The organism is Cryptosporangium phraense (genome assembly GCF_006912135.1).
GTDB lineage: Bacteria > Actinomycetota > Actinomycetes > Mycobacteriales > Cryptosporangiaceae > Cryptosporangium > Cryptosporangium phraense.
Genome location: NZ_VIRS01000005.1, coordinates 1 through 20,806 on the forward strand (window position 1 = coordinate 1; position 20,806 = coordinate 20,806).

Here is a 20,806-nt window from a genome sequence, read left to right on the forward strand (position 1 = left end):
GCGGCCAGGTCGTGGCCGACCGCGACCAGCAACCGGTCGCCGGCCGCCTCGCCGTGGTGGACGTTGAACGCACCGAAGTCGTCGAGATCCAGAAACGCGACGCTCAACGGCCGGTCGGAACGGGCGGCCCGGCCGGCCGCCGACTCCAGCGCCCGGTCGAACCCGCGCCGGTCGGGCAGGCCGGTGAGGTCGTCGGTCTCGGCCCGTGCCGCCGCCCGGACCAGCCACCCGAGGATCACCCCGAGGATCGCGTTCTGCCCGGACATCGCGATCACCGCCGCCCACGGCATCGCGTCCCACTCGACCTTGCTCACGACCAGCGTCGCCGCGCAGAGCAGCTGCAGCGCCCAGGCCGCGGGCCAGGTGAAGAACGCGAACGCGAAGATCGTCACGAACGTGAGCTGCGAGGCCAGCGCCATCGCGAGGATCTCGCCCCGCTCGGCCCGCACCCCGATGCCGATCACGCCGATCACCACCGCGGTCAGCGCGTAGTACACGGCCGGCGGGATCCGGATCCCCCGCACCGCGACCACGCCCAGCCCGACCCCGAACAGGCTCGCCAGCAGCGCGAGCAGCAGCACCGGGGTCCGTCCCCGCTCCCCCAGCACGAGCGCGCAGGCCACGCCGATCAGCCCGCCGACCAGGTACGAAGCACCGGCGATGGCCGCCATCGCCCGGCCGGTCGCGATCACCGGCCGCCGGAATCCACGCAGCCGGAGCCACCCGCGCAGTGCCGAGAGCACGTCGGGTTTCATACCCGCTCCATCGGCGGCTCCATCTCCGAGCGAAGTGTTCCGGTGAGGGATGCTTGTCATCGCAACGACGACGGAGGAGGAGCGGTGACGGAAGGTCCGCTGCGGGATCACTTCGGCGAGGGCGGAGCGCCGGAGTCCGCCGCGGCGGACCTCGTCCGCCTCGTCCACGGACTCCTGCCTCATTCCGACGTCCTCCCTGCCGACGTTCCGGACGCCAGAGAGCCGGACGCTCCACCGGTGGACGCCCCGCCGAAGGGCGCGGTGGCGGCCGGCGCGGGAGCGGTGGGGGCTCGCTCGGAGGGCGCAGGATCAGCGGGCGCAGGAGCGGCCGGCGCGAAAGCGGCCCGCGCGGAAGCGGCCGGCCCGGAAGCGGCCGGCGCGGAAGCGGTGGGGGCTCGCCCGGAGGGCGCGGGATCAGCGGGCGCAGGAGCGGCGGGCGCGGGGGCGGCCGGCGCGGGGGCGGTGGGGGCTCGGTCGGAGGGCGCGGGCGGGGAGGCCGCCCGGGCAGGAGTGGACGCGGCGACCGTGTTGTCGGCGCTGGCGACGCTGCGCGAGGTGCGGGCCGAGCTCGCCCGCTGGGAGCCGCTGCTCGTCGACGCGGCCCGAGCCCTGGGCGTGAGCTGGCACGACCTCGCACCGGCGCTGGGCGTCGCCAGCCGGCAGGCGGCCGAGCGGCGCTATCTGCGGTCCCGCCCGGCCCGGGACGACGAGTCCGGATCGACCCGCGACGAACGCGTCCGCAACGAGCGCGACCGGCGCGCCGAGGACCGGGCGGTCGTCGACTGGGCCCGCGCCCACGCCGCGACGCTGCGCCGGGTCGCGGCCCGGGCGGCCGACCTGCGCGGCCGGCCCGACCTCGACGAGCCGACCCGGCGCGCCGTCGAGGAGGTGCACGACACGCTCGGCGGCAACGACACGTCGGCGCTGATCGCCCCGCTCCGAGCCGTCCGGGAGTCGCTCGGCCCGAGCCATCCGGCGCTCGCGAAGTCTATCGACGACGTCATCGACCGCACGGATGAACTGCGCGGTGACACCCGACGTCGACGATCCCAGGACCGATAACGTCATCTTTCCGACGACCGGACGCTTGTCATCGGAACGACGACGGGCTATAACAGAGGTGCGCGTTGACGAATCGGACAACGAATCGAGGAGGTCGTCATGTTGATGCGCACCGACCCGTTCCGGCAGCTCGACCAGCTCTTCGCCGGCGTACCGGGCACCTGGTCCAAGCCCGCCGTCATTCCGATGGACGCCTACCGGGTGGGCGACGAGTTCGTCGTCGACTTCGACCTTCCGGGCGTGACGCCCGACGCGGTCGAGCTGGACGTCGAGCGGAACGTACTGACGGTCCGGGCCGAACGGCGGCCCACCGTGGAGCAGCCGGCCGAGATGCAGGTTCGTGAGCGTCCGCTGGGTGTGTTCACCCGGCAGCTGTTCCTGGGCGACGCGCTCGACACCGAACGCATCCGGGCGTCTTACGACAACGGGGTGCTGACGCTGCGCATCCCGGTGAGGGAGCAGGCGAAGCCGCGCCGGATCACGATCTCGCCGGGCGAGACCGCCCGCAAACAGATCGACGCCTGACCGGGCCGGCAGCCATGAGCGCTGTCCTCGAGGATGCGTTCGTCGCGCTGGTGACGGCGGATCCGGAGTTGGTCCGGGCGGAGTTCGAGGAACTGATCGCGGCCGGGTGGGGGTCAACCGATCCCCCGGACGCCAGGCCCCCGGATCAGCCCGGAGACGCGAGCCGACCGCCGCCGGGGCCGGTTCTGTGGTGTGATGCGGGCCCGCCCGCACGGCCTCCGGGCCATGACCCGGAGAACGCCCCCGACCGCGAACGCTCCCCGCCCGAGCCCCGGGCCTGAGGCCCCGGGCCCGAGCACGACCGACCGACCGACGACGACGAATCGGGGCTACGCGACGCTCGCGTAGCCCCGATTCGTTGCCGGGGCTTACTCCGGAATGCGGGCCGAGACCTCGTCCAGCGTGGCCCGCTCCTCGGCGTCGAGGTCGAGGGTCGCGGACGCGATCAGAGCAGGCAGCTGCTCCGGCGTCCGGGCGCTGGCGATCGGCGCGGCCACGTCCGGACGTCCCCGCAACCAGGCCAGCGCCACCGTCGCGATCTCGACCCCACGCGCGGACGCGATCTTGTCGAGCTCGTCGACGACCGCGAGTCCCTCGTCGGAGAAGTACCGGGTCGCGAGCCGGCCGCGGATCGCACCCGCCTCCAGGTCGTCCTTCGTCCGGTACTTGCCGGTCAGGAACCCGCTGGCCAGCGCGAAGTACGGCACGACGGCGAGGCCCTCGGCGGCCGCGACCGGCGCCAGGTCCCGCTCGTAGGCGGCCCGGGCCACCAGGTTGTAGTTCGGCTGCAGCGCCACCGGCGCGTCGAAACCCTCGCGCCGGGCGATGCCGACCCACTCCCGGATCCGGTCGGCGCTGTAGTTCGAGATACCGACGGTCCGGACCTTGCCCGCCTTCACCAGCGCGTCGAAGGCCGCGACGGTGTCGGCCAGCGGCGTCTCCGGATCGTCGAAATGGGCGTAGTAGACGTCGATGTAGTCGGTCTTCAGGCGGGTCAGGGAGGCGTCGGCCGCGGCCGCGACGGTCGCCGGGGCGAGGCCCTTGAACTCCGGGTGGGCCGAGACCTTCGTGCCGAGCACGATCTCGGCGCGGTTCCCGCGGTCGGCCAGCCAGGACCCGAGCACGGTCTCGGACTCCCCGCCGGAGTTGCCGGGGATCCAGGCGGTGTAGCTGTCGGCGGTGTCGATGAAGTTCCCACCGGCCGCGACGTAGGCGTCGAGCACGTCGCGGGAGGTCGCCTCGTCGCTGGTCCAGCCGAAGGTGTTGCCGCCCAGGGCGAGCGGGAACACGTCGATGCCGCTGTTGCCGAGTTTTCCCATTCCCCTACTAGATCGGAGATGGTTGCTCGCGGCAATTCTTCAGCGCGGCGGCGAAGTCGGCGATCAGGTCGTCCGGCGCGGGGTAGCCGGGGAAGTACGCGCAGATCCGGTCGCAGTCGCCGAAGCGGCGGACGATCTCGGCCGCGACCTCGTCGGGCGTGCCGCAGACCGCGAGCGTGTCCACCATCTCGTCGGTGATCAGCGCGGGCATCGTCGCCCACTCGCCCCGCTTCGAGCGCGCGTTGAGCTCCGGCTGCAGGTCGCCCCAACCCTCGACGTCGAGCACCGGGCGGTAGGACGGGGTGGATCCGTAGAACGCGAGCAGCGACCGCACGTTACGGGCCGCGGCCAGCTCCTCCGGCGTACGCCCGACGCCGACGATGACCTCCGCGGTCACCTCGAACGCGGTCCGGTCGCGCTCGCCGAGGCCGGAGCGGATCGCCGGCCAGGTCCGCTCGCGCATGTGCCGGGCCGAGTTGAACGGCATCACGAGGATCCCGTCGGCCGCCTCCGCGGCCATCCGCGTCATCCGCGGCCCGAGGGCTCCCACCAGTACTTTGGGGACGCCGTGGGGGTTCGGGCCGGGGTCGAACGTCGGCGTGGTGAGCGTGTGGGTCGTGTACTCGCCGCGGAAGTTCAGCGGGGTGCCGTGCTGCCAGTGGTCGAGGATCGCCTTGGTCGCGAGGACCCACTCGCGCAGGTGCTCGACCGGATTGCCCCAGCGGGCGCCGTACCGCTTCTCGACGTGCGCGCGTACCTGCGAGCCCAGCCCCAGCCGGAACCGGCCGCCGGAGAGCAGGTGCAGGTCGTAGGCCGCGTGGGCGAGGTGCATCGGACTGCGCGGGAACGCGATCGCGACGTTGGTCATCAGGTCGAGCGTGCAGACCGGGGCGGCTGCTACCAGGGGGAAGAACGCGTCGTGGGAGTTCTCGAACGTGAAGACGCCGTCGACGCCGGCCGCTTCGAGCGCCCGGGCCCGCTCGGCCGCCTGCATGACCGAGTCCGAGAGCATGACGTCGAGCTTCACGCATACTTTATAAACCGACGGGTGGGGGTGCTGGCTGGGTTCGGCGACAGAGGCCCGAACACCCGTCCGGGCGGCGCGGTTCGGCGCGGGTTCGGCGCGCGGCTTCTGCCCACTCGACGGGCCGCCCATGGTCGATGCGGCGGGCGGCCGACCCGAGCCGGACGGTGGTCGATCCACTGCGGACAGCCGGAGCGGACCTCCGCTCAGCGCGGTTCCATCATTTCGGGAGCGCGCCGGAGATCGCGGCGGACCCACGTCGACGGAGGAACCTGACTGCGCGGCCGGGTTGATTCCACCGGGCCTTCTCGACCACGGCCACCAGGCCCTCGCGACCGCGGCCGCCGGGCCCTCGCGACCGCGGCCGCCGGGCCCTCGCGACCGCGGCCGCCGGGCCCTCGCCGCTCGCCGCCGGCGGGCCTTCGCCGGTCGCGCTCGACGGCCGATCGCCTCGGGAAGTGGCCGGTGTTGTGCGCGGCCCGCGCTGGGCGATCAGCGCTTGCGTTGCGGGGCGCGGACCTCCGCCGGATCCCGGGCCCCCCTCCACCGCCGGGACGGCCGCTCCGGCCGGGCTTCAGGCGCTGGAGTCGTTGGCCGCCGGTCGAGGTGCTGCGCACCCCCGGGTGAACCGACACGGCGATGTCCGGCGCGGCCCGACCGAACGCCCGCACCCGCGGTGGCGCCGGCTCACTTGGCCAGGGCGGCCTGGAACACGATCACGTCGGAGAAGTTCGTTCCGTCGACCTGGTACGCGTAGCAGCCGGGGCCGCTCACCATCGTCGTGGCCGGGAAGTCGTTGTCCTTTTCGGTCAGTACGAAGCGGTATCCACCGGCCACGTGCTCGGCCATGTCGAAGAGCTTGGCGAACGCGGTGCCCGCGCCGTCGATCCGGGCCGCCCGCACCAGCAGCGGCCCGGTGTAGCCGACGCCCAGCCAGCGCACCTTCTTGCTGTAGGTGCCGTCCGGGTTCTTGTCTTCGGGAGTCAGGGTGAGCGTCGCGCCGGCGCCGTCGAAGTAGTACGCGATCGGGGCCACCGGCCCGCGGCCGAGGACCTTCTGGCCGTCGTCGTAGGCGATCGAGCTCTTCACCGCGCGTTCGCCGGTCATCGGGCAGGGCGCACCCTGGGCCACCGTCGGCAGATGCAAAGCCGGAACCTGCGCCGACGCCGACGCCGACGCCGAGGGCGACGGGGCCGGCGGCGCGGGTTTCGGGTCGCTCGAGCAGGCGGCGACGACGAAAAGCAACCCGCTGAGCAGCACGACCCCGACCCGACTCCTCATTTCTCCATTATCGACCCTGTGTCCAGGGTCACACAACGCCAGCCGGCTTCCTGTTCGTACATGTGATCGAAGAAATGTCGTACAGTCGTGGTATGGCGACCGAGTTGAGCCCGCGGCAGCGGCAGATCCTCACCGTGGTCCGGCGATCGACCCGGCAGCGCGGCTATCCGCCGTCGATCCGGGAGATCTGCGCCGAGGTCGGCCTGACCTCGACGTCGTCCGTCGCCCGGCAGCTCGCGATCCTGGAGGATCGCGGCCTCCTCTCCCGCGGCAACCGCGCAGCGCGCGCCCTCGACGCCCGCCAGCCCAACGACCGGCACGACGCCCGACCCACCGACCGGCACGAGGACCGGCCCACCGACCGGTCCGCCCATCGGTCCACCGACCGGCCTGCCGGCCGGCCCGCCCAGCACCCGACCAGCTCCGCCCACGCCGGCCCCGACAACGAAACCGCCCGCGACACCGGCAATGACGCCAGCACCACGGTCCCCCTCCTGGGCGCCATCGCCGCGGGCGCCCCCATCCCCGCCTCCGAGGACTTCGAAGAGAACTTCACGTTGCCGACGAGCCTGGTCGGGCACGGCGAACTGTTCGCCCTCCGAATCCGCGGCGACTCGATGATCGACGCGGCGATCTGCGACGGGGACATCGTCGTCGTACGGCGCCAGGCGACGGCCGAGAGCGGCGAGATCGTCGCCGCGATGCTCGACGGCGAGGCGACCGTGAAGGTGCTCGACCTCACCCCCGAGCACGTCCGGTTACTCCCACGCAACGAGCACTACGAACCGATTCCGGCCGACGACGCCGAGATCCTCGGCCGCGTCGTGAGCGTCCTCCGGCGGCTCTCTTGACTATGTAGGTCGTCATACATAGTGTCGCGGCATGCCGATGATCGACGTGTACGCAACCGCGGGGACGTTCACCGACCCGCACGGACTGGCCCGGTCGCTGGCCGACGCGGTGATGGCGGTGGAGCAGGTGCCCGACATCGCGATGTTCCGGAAGAACACCGCGGCGTTCGTCCACGAGCTCCCGTCCGGCGCGATCTCGAACGTCGACGGCGACCGCGACTACGTCCGCGTCCAAGTACTGACGAACGCGGGCGCGCTCGACCGCGGGAAGCAGATCGAGGTGGTGCGGCAGCTGACCGACCTGATCGCGGAGGCCGGCGTGCCGGCCGAGCGCGTCTGGGTGCTGCTGACCGAGGCGCCGGAAGGCGGCTGGGGCCTCGAGGGACACGCGCACACGAACGCGGAGCTCGTGGCCGCAGCCCGCGCCGAGCTGTCCGCCCACCGCGCGGACGCAGGCCGGTGACCGAGCTGTCCGCCCACCGCGCGGACGCAGGCCAGAAACTGAGCTAGCCGGTCACCGCGCGGACGTGGGCCAGTAGGTAGCCGGCGACCGCGTCGAACGGCTCCAGGCCGCGTTCGGCGCGGGCCAGCACGACCGCACCCTCGGCCGCGGCGATCAGCGTCGGCGCGAATCCGGCCGGCATCCCGCCCGCGGTGAGCCGCTCCTCGAGCAGCGCGCGCCACGACCGGAACACGTCCCGGGCCCGGTCGAGCACCTCGTCCGACGGCGGCGCGACCGTCACCGCGAGCACACCGCACCCCATCGACGTCGCACTGCGCTCGAGCAGCAGCCGCCACATCCCCAGGAACGCCTCGGTGATCGCGACCGCGTCCGCGTCGTCGAGATCACCGAGCGCGCGCAGCGCGTTCTCGCCGGCCGCATCCACCGCGGCCAGCACGAGCTGGTTCTTCCCGCCCGGGAAGTGGTGGTAGATCGACCCCCGCGGCGCCTTCGTCAGCTTCAGGACCTCGGAGAACGAGGTCGCCTGCGGACCCTGCTGGGCCAGCAGCCGCATCGCTCCGGCAATCATCCGCTCGCGCACGCCCTCGGCCACGACACCTCCACTCGACTATGTCGACCATCATAGGATCGGGACGTGGATCCGACGACGCGAGCGAACCGGGCGGCGTGGCACGCCGCGGGCGAGAAGTACGAGCGCGAGTACGACGACCTGCGCGACCGGGCGGCTGCCGGTGGCACGTTGCTGGAGGTCGAGCGCGCGGTGCTCGGCGACCTCCTGCGGCGCTCCCCCGAGGTGGTCCACCTGCAGAGCGGCGACGCGATGGACGATCCCGCGCTGGTGGCGGCCGGAGCCAGGTCCGTCGTCGGGGTCGACTTCAGCGAGGTCGCGGTCCGGGCCACGCAGCGGCGCGCGACCGAGCTCGGCCTCCCCTGCCGGTACGTCGTCGGCGCGCTGCCCGGCGCTCCGCTGGCGGCCGGCTGCGCCGACCTCGTCTACACCGGCAAGGGCGCGCTCATCTGGATGACGGATCTCGACGCGTGGGCCGCGGACGTCGCCCGGCTGCTGCGACCGTCGGGCCACCTCTTCCTCTACGACGGCCACCCCGCGTTCGCCATCTGGACGTGGGACGAGGACCATCCGCGCGTCCGGCCCGATCGGAGCTACTTCGCCCGGTCCTACGTCGGGGACGACACGTTCCCGGGGCACGGGGCGGTGGAGTTCCAGTGGACGCTCGGGCAGGTCGTGACCGCGGTGGCCGGGGCCGGGCTGGAGGTCGTGCACCTGGCCGAGTACCCGGAGCCGTTCTGGCGGTACTCCGACGTGTCGGCCGCGTCCTGGGACGGCCGCCTCCCGAACTCGTTCTCGCTACTGGCCCGCCGCCGCCGCGAAACGGCCGGCTAGCTGCGCGAACGCCTCCTTCAGCTCGGGTGGGCCGATCACCTCGACGTCGACGTCGAACCGGCCGAGCGAGGACGCGATGCTCGTCCAGGACCAGCCGCCGAGCGTCAGCCTGCACCGGTCGGGGCCGAGTTCCTCGACGAGCGCGTCGCCCGCGAACGTCGCGACGCGCGCGGCCGGGGCGTCCAGAATCACCTCGGCCCGCAGGGGCCAGCCGGCGAACCCGCCGTCCCGGGAGGGGGTCTCGTCCGCGCCGCGGAAGCGGCGGGCGACGAACGCGGCGACGTCGCCACCGGGGAGCTCGCGGGGAGGAAAGCGCGGGCCGGTGGGGGTGCGGGGGGTGATCCGATCGGCGCGGAACGTGCGCCAGTCGGCGCGGTCGAGGTCCCAGGCGACGAGGTACCACCGCCGTCCCCAGGTGACCAGGTGGTGGGGCTCGGCCCGGCGCGGGGGCGTCGGTTCCGCCGGGGCGCCGTAGTCGAAGCGGAGAATCTCGCGGGCGCGGATCGCGTCGCCGATCGCCAGGAGCACGGCGGTCTCGGCCTGCGGGGCCGGCCCCGGGGACACCGCGGTGACCTCGAGGCCGTCGATCCGGTGCCGGAGCCGGGACGGCATGACCTGGCGGACGGTGGCCAGCGCCCGGGCCGCCGCCTCCTCGATCCCGGCTCCGGACGTGACCGCCAGCCGCAGCGCCACCGCGAGCGCGACCGCCTGCTCGTCGTCGAACAGCAGCGGCGGCAGCTGGGATCCGGCGTCGAGGCGGTAGCCGCCGTCCGGTCCCTTGGTCGCCTGGATCGGATACCCCAGCTCGCGCAGCCGGTCGACGTCCCGGCGCACGGTCCGCGGGCTCACGTCCAGACGCTCGGCCAGCAGCATCCCGGGCCAGTCGCGGCGCGCCTGCAGCAGCGAGAGCAGCGAGAGCAGCCGGGATGAGGTAGGAAGCATGGCATTGATAATGCGCTCGATAGCGGCCCGTACCTGACCGCTATGGCCGGGAGGGTGTGTCCATGATCCTGAGCACCCGGGCGTTGAACCGGGCGACACTGGCCCGTCAGCTGCTTCTCGACCGCGCCGACCTTCCGGTCGAGGCCGCGGTCGCGCACCTCGGCGGTCTGCAGGCCCAGGAGCCGCAGGAACCGTTCGTCGGGCTCTGGTCCCGGCTCCGGACGTTCGACCCGGCGGTGCTGTCCGGCCTGCTGACCGAGCGCCGGGTGGTGCGGATGCACCTGATGCGCCGGACCGTCCACCTCGTGACGGCCGACGACGCGCTGGCCTGGCGGTCCCGGCACGACGTGATGCTGCGCCAGCGGATGCTCGGCGTCTACCGGCGTGACCTGGCCGGGGTCGATCTGGACGAGCTGGCCGCGGCCGGCGTCGCGCTGATGGCCGACGGCGAGCCGCGGTCGATGGGCGAGGTCGGGCGGGCGCTGGTGGCGCGCTGGCCTGGGGTCGGGGCTCGGGTGCTGGGGGAGGCGGTGGTGGCGTGCCTGGTGCCGACCGTGCAGCTGCCGCCGCGGGGGCTGTGGCGGGTCACCGCCGGGGTGAAGAACTTGCCGTTGGCGACGTGGCTCGGGCGGGAGGTACCGCCGCTCGACGCGGACGGGACCGACCCGGTCGGGGTGGTGTTGGTGCGGCGGTACCTGGCCGCGTACGGTCCGGCCGCGACCGCGGACCTCAGGGCGTGGTGCGGGCTGGCCGGGCTGCCGAAGGCGGTGGCGCAGGTCCGTCCGGAGCTGGTCGCGTTCCGCGACTCGCGGGGGCGCGAGCTGCTCGACCTGCCGGACGCTCCGCGCCCGGATCCGGACGTGGAGGCGCCGGTACGGTTCCTGCCCGCGTTCGACAACGCGATCCTCGGCTACGACGACCGGACCCGGATCATCGACGACGAGCACCGCGGGCTGTCGGTCGCCGGCATCCGGGTCGTGCTGGTGGACGGGCGGGTGAGCGCGACGTGGAGGCTCGACGGCGGGGTTCAGGTGACACCGCTGCGCCCGTTCACGTCGTCCGAGGCGGAGGCGGTGGACGCCGAGGCGCGCGCCGTGGAAGCGTTCCTGGTGGGGTAGCACGGGAATTCTGGGCGGGCGCTCAGGAAGCGGGGCGATGCTGGGACCATGGCTGTGGACCGCACGTACCGTGGCAGACCGCTCCCCCGGCCCGACGAGGACGTCGTCGACCAGGGGTTGGGGTTCGACCTGGGCACGCTGTTCAGTCGGCGTCGCGCGCTGGCCGTGCTCGGCCTGGGCGCGGTGGTGGTCGGTGCGGCCGCGTGCAGCCCGGACTCGTCGTCGACGGCCGACGCCGGTGAGCTGACCGAGATCCCCGACGAGACCGCCGGGCCGTACCCGGGAGACGGGTCGAACGGCCCCGACGTGCTCGAACAGAGCGGGATCGTGCGCAGCGACATCCGCTCGAGCTTCGGGTCGGCCTCGGGGACGGCGTCGGGCATTCCGATGACGCTGGGGTTGTCGATCGTCGATCTGGCGAACGGCGGCGGCCCGTTCCCGGGCGTGGCCGTGTACGTGTGGCACTGCGACCGGGACGGGAGGTACTCGCTGTACTCGGACGGGGTCACGGACCAGAACTATCTGCGCGGTGTGCAGGTCGCGGACGCGGCCGGGATCGTGCGTTTCACGAGCGTCTTCCCGGCGTGCTACGCCGGTCGGTGGCCGCACGTTCACTTCGAGGTGTACCCCGACACGGCGAGCATCACCGACGCGACGAAGGCGATAGCGACGTCCCAGGTGGCGCTGCCCAAGGCGGTGTGTGAGGCCGCGTACGAGGCGGACGGGTATTCGCAGTCGGTGACGAATCTGGCCGCGGTCTCCCTGGAGGGAGACAACGTCTTCGGTGATGACGGCGGGGTTCATCAGCTAGGCACGGTGACCGGCGACGCGACGGCGGGTTACGCAGTGAGCCTGAAGGTTCCGGTAGACACCAGGACGAAGCCGCAAGGCGGCTCAGCCCCGGGCGGCCGCGCGCCGGGCGGCCGCGCGCCGGGCGGCCCGCCGCCGAGCGGGCAGGCGCCAGGCAGCTAGCCGCCAGCCGGGAACCGGGCGGCCGGGAACCGGGCGGCCGGGAACCGGGCGGCCGGGAACCGGGCGGCTGCCGCCCCGCGACCGCGAACCAGGCGGCTGGCCGGGCGGGAACCGGGCGGTCGGCCCCCCGCAACCGGGAACCGGACGGCAGGCTGCCCCGCGGCCGGACACCGGGCGGCAGGCCGGGCGGGAACCGGGCGGCTGGCCCCCGCGACCGGGAACCGGACGGCTGGCCGCCCCGCGGCCGGACACCGGGCGGCAGGCCGGGCGGGAACCGGGCGGCTGGCCCCCGCGACCGGGAACCGGACGGCTGGCCGCCCCGCGGCCGGACACCGGGCGGCAGGCCGGGCGGGAACCGGACGGCTGGCCGCCCCGCGGCCGGACACCGGGCGGCAGGCCGGGCGGGAACCAGGCGGCCGGGTGCCGGGCGGCCGGGTGCCGGGCGGCCGGGTGCCGGGCGGCGCCCCTACAGCCCCATCCTGACCGTCCACCGCCCCGGCGGGGCCGCGAGACGGCAGGCTCTGGCACGGCGAGGTCGGGCGGCCACCCCGAACGGGCGCATGCGGGCAGGCAGGGTCGCGGCCGAGGCGAGGCGGGCGCGAGCAGGAACGGTCCGCATAGCTATGGGCGCACTGCGGACACGACGCCCCCACTCGCGCCGCCGCCCACGCCGGGCAGCCGCGCCGGAGGCGCTTGCGGGCGAGCAGGTCGGAGACCGCCCGCTCGCGAGCGGCGCTCGGCCGCGAGGCACACGCTTGCGAGCGGCGCTCGGCCGTGGGGGTGCACGCTCGCGGGGCGGCGCTCGGACGCCGGAGGCGGGGTGCTCGGCGGGCAGGAATATCTCCGGGCGTCCAGACTTGTAGCCGTTGAAGAGACCTCGACGGAAGAAGGCGGCATGGCTGACAAGCCGGTACTCCAGCCCGGACCCGACCACCCGATCACGGTCACGCCGAACCACAACCGGGTGATCGTGACGGTCGCCGGCAAGGTGGTCGCGGATACCCGCAACGCGTTGACGCTTCAGGAATCTACCTATCCGCCGGTGCAGTACGTGCCGCTCGAGGACGTGGACCAGTCGCTGCTCGAGCGCACCAGTACCGAGACGTACTGCCCGTACAAGGGTGACGCGAGCTACTACTCGATTCCGCTCGGCGGCGACAAGTCGACCGACGCGGTGTGGGAGTACCAGTCGCCGTATGACGCCGTGGCGCCGATCAAGGGGCACGTTGCGTTCTGGGATGGCCGGGTCGACTCGATCGACGTCGAGGCCGAGGGCGCCCGGGCCTGATTTGGCCCCTCGCCGCCCGAGCCCACGCTCGGGCGGCACCCGCCTCGGTCCACCCACCCGGCCTGCACGCCCCGGTCCACCCGCTCCGGCCCGCCCGACCGGTCCACCAGCCCGACCGGTCCACCCACTCGGCCTGCGCGTGCCGGTCCGCCGCTCGACCGGTCCACCCGCCCGACCGGTCCACCACCCGGCCTGCGCGACACGATCCACCCGCTCCGGCCCGCCCAACCGGGCCACCCGCCCGATCTGCACGCCACGATCCACCCGCTCCGGCCCGCTCAGCCGGTCCAGCCGCCCGACCTGCGGCGCCCCGACCTGCGGCGCTCCCTCCCGCCTGTTTCCGGCGCGCCCACCCGGTCTGGCCGGCCAGGCCGGCCAGACCCGCGCGCTCCGGCCCGCGCGACCCGGCCAAGCCCGACCGACAAGACCCGCGCGCCCGGGCATGCCCCAACCGACCCGGCCAGGCTCAGCCAGGTCCCTACCCCGCCCAGCGAGATCCGGACCCCGCCCAGCCAAACCCGGACCAAGCCCAGCCAGGCCCGGAACCCGCCCAGCCCGCGCGCCCCAGCCCACCCGGCCGACCCGGCCGACCCGGCCGGCCCAATCCGCCCAGACCCGACCTAGCCAGGCCCACCCAAGCCCGGCCCTCCCTGGCCCGCCCAAGCCCGTCCGTCCCTGGCCCGGCCCAGCCCGCCCGGCCCAGCCCGCCCGACCTAGCCCGGCCGCCCGACCTCGCCCGGCCCGCAGACCAGCGTCACCCCCACCCCCCGAACACCAATGCCAAACTGACCCCCATGAAGTACGTCCTCCTCATCTGCGACGACGAATCCGTTCTCCCCACCAACGAAGACCTCGCCACCGATCCGCAGCACCAGGCCTGGGTCGACGCCCTCTCCGCCCACCACGGCACCGGCCGCGGCGCGCGCCTTCGCCCGACCTCCGAGGCCACGACCGTCCGCGTCCGGAACGCCGAGACGCTCGTCTCCGACGGTCCGTTCGCCGAGACCAAGGACTTCGTCGGCGGCTTCGCGATCGTCGACTGCGACACGCTCGACGAGGCCGTAGCACTCGCCGCCAAGCACCCCTACGCCCAGTGGGGCAGCGTGGAAATCCGCCCGATGTGGGAGTGACAACCGCCGTCGACGCCGCCTACCGCGCCGAAAAACCTCAAATCGTCGCCACGCTGATCGGCCTCTACGGCGACTGGGACCTGGCCGAGGACTGCGCCCAGGACGCGTTCGCGGCCGCGCTCGCCACCTGGCCGCGCGATGGCGTCCCGGCCAACCCCGGCGCCTGGCTGACCACGACCGCCCGCAACCGGGCCACCGACCGGCTCCGCCGGGACGCGGTCGGCCGCAGCAAACTGCGCCAGGCCGCGCTGCTGGCCCACTCCCCCGAGCCGCCGGACCAGGACCACTTCCCCGACGAGCGCCTCCGCCTGATCTTCACCTGCTGCCACCCCGCGCTCTCGTTCGACGCCCGGGTCGCGCTCACCCTGCGCACGCTCACCGGGCTGAGCACCGCCCAGATCGCCCAGGCCTTTCTCACCACCGAGCCGACGATGGCCCAGCGCCTGGTGCGCGCGAAACGCACGATCGCCATCAAGAACCTCCCCTACGAGGTGCCCGGGGCCGACCACTTCCCCGAGCGCCTCGCCTCCGTGCTCGCCGTCCTGTACCTGATCTTCAACGAGGGCTACGACAGAAACTCGGGGCGCACCCGCGAGGCCCTCGACCTCGCCCGCATGCTCACCCGCCTCCTCCCCGACGAGCCGGAACCGCTCGGCCTCCTCGCCCTGATGCTCTTCAGCGAGGCCCGCCGCCCCTCCCGCATCGCCGACGGCGTCCTCGTCCCCCTGGAACTCCAGGACCGGTCCCGCTGGGACCGCACGCTCATCACCGAGGGGGTCGCGGTCCTCGACCGCGCCGTCGCGAAGCGACGCCCCGGCCCGTACCAGGTGCAGGCCGCGATCGCGTCCTGTCATTCCACGGCGGACGGGACCCCGAGCACCGATTGGGCCCAGATCGCCGCCCTGTACGGGACGCTCCGCGAGCTGGCGCCGTCGCCGGTCGTCGAGTTGAACCGGGCCGTGGCCGTCGCGATGTCCGAGGGCATCCCGGCCGGCCTGGCACTGATGGCGCACATCGAAGGCCTCGACGGCTACTACCTGCTCCCGGCCACCCGCGCCGACCTCCTCCGCCGCGCCGGCCGCGACACCGAGGCCCGCACCGCCTACGACGAAGCCATCGCGCTCGCCCCCACCGACCCCGAGCGGAGGTACCTCGCGGCCCGCCGGAAAGAAGTCTCGTAACCCGTGTCGATCTGAAACCGAACCGTTCGTCGGTGGGGCGATCCAACTGAGCGACGGAGGAAACGCCACAATGACCGACCACTGCTGCGGCCACCACCAGGCCGAACCGCGAACCCGTCCGGACGTCGCCACGGCCGCACTGCCACCCGTCGTCGAGCGCACAGCGTTCGAGGCCGAGATCAGCCGCCTGCGGGTCCGCGAGAAGGCACACACCCGCGAGGGCGACGCGATCGCCGCGCAGCGGCGGCGGCTCCCGATGGTCGAAGTCCCCGCGGAAACCCGCCTGACCGGCCCGGACGGCCCGATCACCCTGCTCGACGCGTTCGAGGGCCGACGGCAACTGCTCGCCTACTACTACATGTGGTATCCGGGCAGGCCCGCCGCCGAGCAGTGCGAGGGCTGCACCTGGTGCGGCGGCAGCGTCGCCGAGCTCTCCTACCTGCACTCCCGCGACATCACCTACGCCGTCGTCGCGCAGGGCCCCTACCCGGAGAGCCGCCGCTACCGCGACTTCATGGGCTGGGAGATGCCCTGGTACTCCGCCGGAGAAGAAAGCTTGAAGGCTCTCCTCGTCGGCCGGACCGTCGGCATGATGCACCTGATCAACTACGTCCGCGACGGCGACCGGGTGTTCGAGACGTACTGGACGACCCGGCGGGGCGTCGAGCACATGGACTACACGTACCGGCTGATGGACGTCACCGTGTACGGACGTCAGGAGCCGTGGGAGGACTCGCCGGCCGGCTGGCCGGAGTACCGCGGCGGCGACGGCGACTACCAGCGCCTGAACGGACGCCCGATCCCGCAGTGGACCCGCCTGGCCGCGGGCCGCTCCGACGACCTCACCGGCGGCTGACCAGCCGGCGGATCTCCTCGACGACGAGGGCGGGCCGCTCGAACATCAGGTTGTGGCCCGCCCCGTCGGCGACGACCAGCCGTCCGCCGGCCGCGGCGACCGAGGCCGCGTGGGCCGCCCGGAGCGACGCGGGCCCGGCCCCGGCCGAGAGAATCGTGACCGGCAGGTCGCCGAGGGACGGCGGCGCAGCCCGCAGCGACGCCAGGCCGGGCACGAACTCGCGCACCTCGGCCGCATAGACCCGCGCACCCCGGCGGCTGAAACACTCCTCCCGGAACTGCGCGTAATCCGGCAACGCCGACCCGATCCGGGCCGCGAGCCGGTAGATCCCGAGCCCGGCCAGCGTCCGCGTCACCGGCCCGGCCAGCCGCATCCGGCCGGCCGTCGGCGGGACGTCGAGCTCGTCCGACGGATCGACGAGCACCAGCCCGCGCACGTCGAACTCGCGACGGGACGCGAGCACCCGCACGATCGGGCCACCCCAGCTGTGCCCGACCAGCACGAACGGCCCGTCCAGGGAACGCAGCAGAACACCCAGGTCGGAAGCCAGCCGAGGCAGTGTCCGGGGAGCGACGTCGAACGTGCTCCGCCCGTACCCGGCCCGGTCGTACACGACCGTGCGCGCGAACTCGTCCACCCCCGGCGCGACCAGCCCCCAGCACACGCCCGACATGCCCAGGCCGGCCTCGAACACCACGGTCACGTCGCCCGCACCTCCGGTGCGGAAGTGCAGGCGACGGTCTCCGATCTCGACGAAGCCGCTCAGAGCTTCTTGGCCGCCTTCAGGTCGGCGGCCAGCTCCGCGTAGATCTTCGCGTAGGACGCGTACGAGTACGGCGCCGCCGCGTACCACGGGTAGACCTGCCCGGCCTTCACCGCGGGCAGGTTCGCCCAGGTCGCGACCTTGGCCAGGTCGGCCTTCGAGCCCTCGTAGGTGCGGGCGTCGACCAGGATGACGTCGGCGTCCTTGTACGTGGGCGCCTCCTCCCAGCTCTGCTGGGCGAAGACGTCGGTGTCCTTCGACTTGCCGGTCGCGTCCATCAGGTCGAGGCCCTGGGCCTTCAGCGTGTTGCCCTCGGGGACCATCGCCGGCTTCACGACGTACAGGGAGTCCTTGCCCGGCGACATGATCGCGACCTTGAGCCCGGAGGTCTTCGCGACCGCGCTGATGTCCTTCAGCGCGGTGTCGTACCGGGTCTTCGCGGTCTTCAGCGCGTCGCTGCCGGTGTCGGCGCCGAGCTTGCCGGCCAGGTCGACGAACGTCTGGATGGCCTCGTCGGTGGTCTGGTAGTTGCCCGGGACCGCGAGCGTCGGCGCGAGCTTCTCGACCCGGTCGGCCTGGGCCTGCGGGACGTACCACAGCGCCTTGGCGTCGTACGTGTAGTCGATCAGCAGCTGCGGGTCGAGCAGCGCGTACTTCTCGGTGTCGAACTCGCCGTAGGTCTTCCCGATCACGTCGACCTTCTTCAGGTCGAGGTTGCCGGCCTGGAAGCTGAGCTTCCCGCCGGCGTCCGGGGTCAGCTCGCCGTAGGCGCCCTTGACCTGGAAGCCCGCGTCCCAGAGGGCGGCCGCGACGCTGCTCTGCGCGACGACGGTCGTCGGCGTCTTCTCGATCGTGACGGTCTTGCCGCGGGCGTCCTTGAACTCGAACGGACCGGCCGGCGCCGCGCTGGAGGAGGACGACGAGTCGGTGTCCGAGCCGCCGCAGGCGGCCAGGATCAGCGACGCGGCGACGGCGACGGCCAGGCCGGCGACGCGGGTCGATCGGAGCTTCACAGGAGGGATTCCTTCCGGGTGTTGACGGTGAGACGCGGGATGATCAGCGGGGTGCCGGATTCCGGGTCGTCGATGACCCGGCAGGGAAGCCCGAAGACGTCCTCGATGAGGGTGGGCGTGATGACCTCGGCCGGCTCGCCCTCGGCGACGATCGCGCCGTCCTTCATCGCCACCAGGTGGGTGGCGTAGCGGGCGGCGAGGTTGAGGTCGTGCAGCACGGCGACCAGCGTCGAGCCGCGCTCGGTGCGCAGCCGCGCGCACAGGTCGAGCACGTCGATCTGGTGACGCAGGTCGAGGTACGTGGTGGGCTCGTCGAGCAGCAGGATGTCGGTCTCCTGGGCCAGCGCCAGGGCCAGCCAGACCCGCTGACGCTGCCCGCCCGAGAGCTCGTCGAACAGCCGGGTGGCCAGCTCGGTCGTCCCGGTGAGCTTCAGGGCGGCGTCGACCGCGGTCTGGTCGGCCGGGGACCACTGGCGCAGCAGCGTCTGGTGCGGGTACCGGCCGCGGGCGACCAGGTCGCGGACGCTGATCGCGTCCGGCGCGGTCTGGGACTGCGGCAGCAGGCCCAGCCGCCGGGCGACCTCTTTCGACGAGTAACCGCCGATGGCCTTGCCGTCGAGCACGACCGAGCCGTTCTCCGGCTTGAGCAGGCGGGCGAGCCCGCGCAGCAGCGTGGACTTCCCGCTGCCGTTCGCGCCGACGATCGCGGTGAACGAGCCGTCGGGGATCGTCAGGTCGAGGCCGTGCACGACGCGGCGCCCGTCGTAGCCGAGCGCGACGCCCTCCGCCTTCAGCCTGGTCATGTGCGGCCCTTCTTCCACTCGCGGCTCAGCAGCCAGGCCAGGTAGAGGCCGCCGACGACCCCGGTGATGACGCCTACCGGCAGTTGCCGGGGCTGGAAGGCTTCCCGCGCGGCGAAGTCGGCCAGCACCAGCAGCAGCGCGCCGACCAGCCCGGACGCGACCAGGTTGGGCCCGGCCGCCCCGGTGAGCCGGCGCGCGATCTGCGGCGCCGGGAGCGCGACGAACTGGATCGGACCGGCGGCGGCGACCGCCGCCGACGACAGCAGCACGCCGACCGCGACCGCGCCGAGGCGCGCCCGCCCGACGTTCAGGCCGAGGCTCGTCGACCGCTCGTCGGAGAACTCGCTCAGGCTGAGCGGCCGGTACAGCGCCGCACACAGCACCACACCGACGAGGAGTACCGCGCCCATCAGCCGGGCCTGGGTCCACTCGCGACCGGCCAGGCTGCCGACGATCCAGGCCGAGGCGCTCTGGGCGTCGTACAGCTGGGACCGCACGATCAGCAGCGAGTTGATCGAGTTCAGCATCAGCGCCGCGCCGAGTCCGACGAGCACGAGCCGGAGCGGGGCCACGCCGTGGTGCGCGGAGAGCACGAACACCAGCGCGGCGGTGATCGCGCCCCCGGCGACCGCGCCGACCGACGCGGCGGTGAAGCCGCCGTGCAGGATCAGCATCGTGACCAGCGCTCCGGTCGTCGCGCCCTGGCCGAAGCCGACGACGTCCGGGCTGCCGAGCGGGTTGCGGGTGAGCGACTGGAAGATGCCGCCGGAGATCCCCAGCCCGGCGCCGACCAGCACCGCGGTGATCGCCCGGGGCAGCCTCAGCTCGCCGATGATGAGCTGCTCGGCGGGGGTGCCGTTCCCGACGATCGCCGGGAGCACCCGGGACACCGCGAACGAGTTGGCCCCGGCGGCCAGCGACACGACGACCGCGGCGATCAGCGCGACGACCAGCCCGGCACACACGAGCAGCGACCGCCGGTGCAGCCGCACCGACCACGACCCCGCCGCCAGGACGGGCATCACCGTCATGCCGCGGCCAGCAGGCGACGGCGCACGAGCGCGATGAACAGCGGAGCGCCGACGATCGACGCGATCAGCCCGGCCTCGATCTCCGCCCCGCTCGACACGACCCGGCCGAGCGTGTCGCAGAGCACCAGGAAGAACGCGGCCAGCAGCATCGAGAGCGGCACCGCCCGCCGCTGATCGGGCCCGACGAACCACCGGGCGACGTGCGGCACGGTCAGCCCGACGAACACGATCGGCCCGGCCACCGCCGTCGCGCCGCCGCAGAGCAGCGTGATCGCGACGCCGGTCGCGGCCCGCGTCCGGCCGACGCCGAGCCCGAGCGCGCGCGAGCTGTCCTCGCCGAGCGCCAGCGCGTTCAGCCCCGGGGTCACGACCAGCGCGAGCAGGGCGCCGACCACGATGAACGGCATCGCGGCGAGCAACCCGTCGTAGCCCCGGTTGACCACCGAGCCGACCACCCAGAACCGCATCTCGTCGAACGTGTTCTGGTCGCGCATCGCGAGCGCGTTCATGTACGCGAACAGCACCGCGGTGAGCGCGGCCCCGGCCAGCGCGAGCCGGGCCGGGGTGGTGGCCGCCCGTCCCCCGCCGCCGAGCAGGTAGACCGCGACCGAGCCGAACGCGGCGCCCAGCAGCGCCAGCCAGACCTGCGGGAACCCGCTGGAGATCCCGAAGAACGTGAACCCGGTGACGACCGCGGCCGCGGCTCCGGCGTTGACGCCGAGCAGGCCCGGGTCGGCCAGCGGGTTGCGGGTCAGCGCCTGCATCAGCGCGCCGGCCCCGCCGAGCGCGAGGCCGACGACGACCGCGACGACCGTCCGTTCGAGCCGCAGGCCGCGCACGATGTCGACGGCGTCGCCGTGCGCGTCGGGCAGTAACGCGCGCACGGCGGTCAGCGGCGAGATCGCTTGGCGACCCACCATCAAGCTCACGACGACGACCACGGCCAGCGCGGCGACCGCCGCCAGGAAGACCGTGAGCTGTCGTCCGAGTACCCGGGCTCTCACGCGGGTTAGGTTAGCCTACCTAT

General features: G+C 73.4%; 22 protein-coding genes. 11 read left to right on the top strand and 11 right to left on the bottom strand.

Annotation, left to right across the window (positions count from 1 at the left end; translation table 11 throughout):
- The coding region (locus tag FL583_RS08700) for a diguanylate cyclase domain-containing protein (RefSeq protein ID WP_170323555.1) at positions 1 to 755 on the bottom strand (755 nt) is incomplete at its 3' end.
- Between the two features lie 84 nt (positions 756 to 839).
- On the opposite strand from FL583_RS08700, the gene FL583_RS40800 reads away from it, so the two are divergent.
- Together FL583_RS40800 and FL583_RS08715 are read left to right on the top strand one after the other, a co-directional pair.
- Positions 840 to 1,817 carry a hypothetical protein gene (locus tag FL583_RS40800; protein WP_205751954.1) on the top strand — a complete coding sequence of 326 codons (978 nt, stop codon included), beginning with the start codon at positions 840 to 842 and terminating at the stop codon, positions 1,815 to 1,817.
- 99 nt (positions 1,818 to 1,916) lie between these two features.
- Entirely contained in the window at positions 1,917 to 2,342 is a 426-nt protein-coding gene (locus FL583_RS08715; protein ID WP_142704042.1) for an Hsp20/alpha crystallin family protein, read from the top strand.
- 368 nt (positions 2,343 to 2,710) lie between these two features.
- On the opposite strand, the gene FL583_RS08720 is transcribed toward FL583_RS08715, so the two are convergent.
- The 3 genes from FL583_RS08720 to FL583_RS08730 all read right to left on the bottom strand — a co-directional run bounded on the left by FL583_RS08720 (position 2,711) and on the right by FL583_RS08730 (position 5,966).
- Positions 2,711 to 3,661, bottom strand: coding sequence for an aldo/keto reductase (locus FL583_RS08720; protein ID WP_142704043.1), 951 nt, complete (start codon positions 3,659 to 3,661; stop codon positions 2,711 to 2,713).
- Between the two features lie 7 nt (positions 3,662 to 3,668).
- Positions 3,669 to 4,688: a TIGR03617 family F420-dependent LLM class oxidoreductase gene (locus FL583_RS08725; RefSeq protein WP_142704044.1), complete on the bottom strand. Its 1,020-nt coding sequence runs from the start codon at positions 4,686 to 4,688 to the stop codon at positions 3,669 to 3,671.
- Between the two features lie 684 nt (positions 4,689 to 5,372).
- On the bottom strand, positions 5,373 to 5,966 hold the full coding sequence (locus FL583_RS08730) for a hypothetical protein (protein ID WP_142704045.1): 594 nt from the start codon (positions 5,964 to 5,966) through the stop codon (positions 5,373 to 5,375).
- 92 nt (positions 5,967 to 6,058) lie between these two features.
- On the opposite strand from FL583_RS08730, the gene lexA reads away from it, so the two are divergent.
- Positions 6,059 to 6,817 carry a transcriptional repressor LexA gene (lexA, locus tag FL583_RS08735; RefSeq protein WP_170323556.1) on the top strand — a complete coding sequence of 253 codons (759 nt, stop codon included), beginning with the start codon at positions 6,059 to 6,061 and terminating at the stop codon, positions 6,815 to 6,817.
- Between the two features lie 31 nt (positions 6,818 to 6,848).
- Positions 6,849 to 7,280 (top strand): tautomerase family protein, encoded by a 432-nt coding sequence (locus tag FL583_RS08740; RefSeq protein WP_142704047.1) that lies wholly within the window; start codon positions 6,849 to 6,851, stop codon positions 7,278 to 7,280.
- Between the two features lie 43 nt (positions 7,281 to 7,323).
- Here FL583_RS08740 and FL583_RS08745 read toward each other — a convergent pair whose 3' ends face one another.
- Complete coding sequence (locus FL583_RS08745; protein WP_142704048.1) at positions 7,324 to 7,872, bottom strand: TetR/AcrR family transcriptional regulator; 549 nt, start codon at positions 7,870 to 7,872, stop codon at positions 7,324 to 7,326.
- Between the two features lie 42 nt (positions 7,873 to 7,914).
- Between FL583_RS08745 and FL583_RS08750 the strand changes: the two genes are divergently transcribed.
- Positions 7,915 to 8,682, top strand: a complete 768-nt coding sequence (locus FL583_RS08750; RefSeq protein WP_170323557.1) for a class I SAM-dependent methyltransferase — start codon at positions 7,915 to 7,917, stop codon at positions 8,680 to 8,682.
- Here the strand turns inward: FL583_RS08750 and FL583_RS08755 are convergent.
- Positions 8,647 to 9,624, bottom strand: coding sequence for a helix-turn-helix transcriptional regulator (locus tag FL583_RS08755; protein ID WP_142704049.1), 978 nt, complete (start codon positions 9,622 to 9,624; stop codon positions 8,647 to 8,649). The two genes, FL583_RS08750 and FL583_RS08755, sit on opposite strands and share 36 nt — an antisense overlap.
- A 62-nt stretch (positions 9,625 to 9,686) precedes the next feature.
- Between FL583_RS08755 and FL583_RS08760 the strand changes: the two genes are divergently transcribed.
- The 6 genes from FL583_RS08760 to FL583_RS08790 all read left to right on the top strand — a co-directional run bounded on the left by FL583_RS08760 (position 9,687) and on the right by FL583_RS08790 (position 16,169).
- Positions 9,687 to 10,742, top strand: coding sequence for a winged helix DNA-binding domain-containing protein (locus tag FL583_RS08760; protein WP_142704050.1), 1,056 nt, complete (start codon positions 9,687 to 9,689; stop codon positions 10,740 to 10,742).
- 48 nt (positions 10,743 to 10,790) lie between these two features.
- Positions 10,791 to 11,714 (top strand): intradiol ring-cleavage dioxygenase, encoded by a 924-nt coding sequence (locus tag FL583_RS08765; protein WP_142704051.1) that lies wholly within the window; start codon positions 10,791 to 10,793, stop codon positions 11,712 to 11,714.
- An 895-nt stretch (positions 11,715 to 12,609) separates the two neighbouring features.
- Positions 12,610 to 13,002, top strand: a complete 393-nt coding sequence (locus FL583_RS08775) for a DUF427 domain-containing protein (protein ID WP_142704052.1) — start codon at positions 12,610 to 12,612, stop codon at positions 13,000 to 13,002.
- A gap of 794 nt (positions 13,003 to 13,796) precedes the next feature.
- Positions 13,797 to 14,132, top strand: a complete 336-nt coding sequence (locus FL583_RS08780) for a YciI family protein (protein ID WP_142704053.1) — start codon at positions 13,797 to 13,799, stop codon at positions 14,130 to 14,132.
- Positions 14,123 to 15,313: an RNA polymerase sigma factor gene (locus FL583_RS08785; RefSeq protein WP_142704054.1), complete on the top strand. Its 1,191-nt coding sequence runs from the start codon at positions 14,123 to 14,125 to the stop codon at positions 15,311 to 15,313. Before FL583_RS08780 ends, FL583_RS08785 begins: the two co-directional genes overlap by 10 nt.
- 70 nt (positions 15,314 to 15,383) lie before the next feature.
- Positions 15,384 to 16,169, top strand: a complete 786-nt coding sequence (locus tag FL583_RS08790; protein WP_142704055.1) for a DUF899 family protein — start codon at positions 15,384 to 15,386, stop codon at positions 16,167 to 16,169.
- On the opposite strand, the gene FL583_RS08795 is transcribed toward FL583_RS08790, so the two are convergent.
- From FL583_RS08795 to FL583_RS08815, 5 genes are read right to left on the bottom strand one after another with little or no spacing between them, the layout of a single operon-like run.
- A complete protein-coding gene (locus FL583_RS08795) occupies positions 16,156 to 16,872 on the bottom strand; it encodes an alpha/beta fold hydrolase (RefSeq protein WP_205751956.1) in 717 nt (238 codons plus the stop codon). The two genes, FL583_RS08790 and FL583_RS08795, sit on opposite strands and share 14 nt — an antisense overlap.
- A 59-nt stretch (positions 16,873 to 16,931) precedes the next feature.
- The gene (locus FL583_RS08800) at positions 16,932 to 17,945 is read right to left on the bottom strand and encodes an ABC transporter substrate-binding protein (protein ID WP_170323558.1); all 1,014 of its coding nucleotides are present in this window, start codon (positions 17,943 to 17,945) and stop codon (positions 16,932 to 16,934) included.
- Positions 17,942 to 18,748 carry an ABC transporter ATP-binding protein gene (locus tag FL583_RS08805; RefSeq protein WP_142704057.1) on the bottom strand — a complete coding sequence of 269 codons (807 nt, stop codon included), beginning with the start codon at positions 18,746 to 18,748 and terminating at the stop codon, positions 17,942 to 17,944. The genes FL583_RS08800 and FL583_RS08805 overlap by 4 nt, the downstream gene beginning before the upstream one ends.
- Positions 18,745 to 19,779, bottom strand: coding sequence for a FecCD family ABC transporter permease (locus tag FL583_RS08810; protein WP_142704058.1), 1,035 nt, complete (start codon positions 19,777 to 19,779; stop codon positions 18,745 to 18,747). The genes FL583_RS08805 and FL583_RS08810 overlap by 4 nt, the downstream gene beginning before the upstream one ends.
- Positions 19,776 to 20,783, bottom strand: a complete 1,008-nt coding sequence (locus tag FL583_RS08815; RefSeq protein ID WP_205751957.1) for a FecCD family ABC transporter permease — start codon at positions 20,781 to 20,783, stop codon at positions 19,776 to 19,778. Before FL583_RS08815 ends, FL583_RS08810 begins: the two co-directional genes overlap by 4 nt.
- Between the last annotated feature and the right edge of the window lie 23 nt (positions 20,784 to 20,806).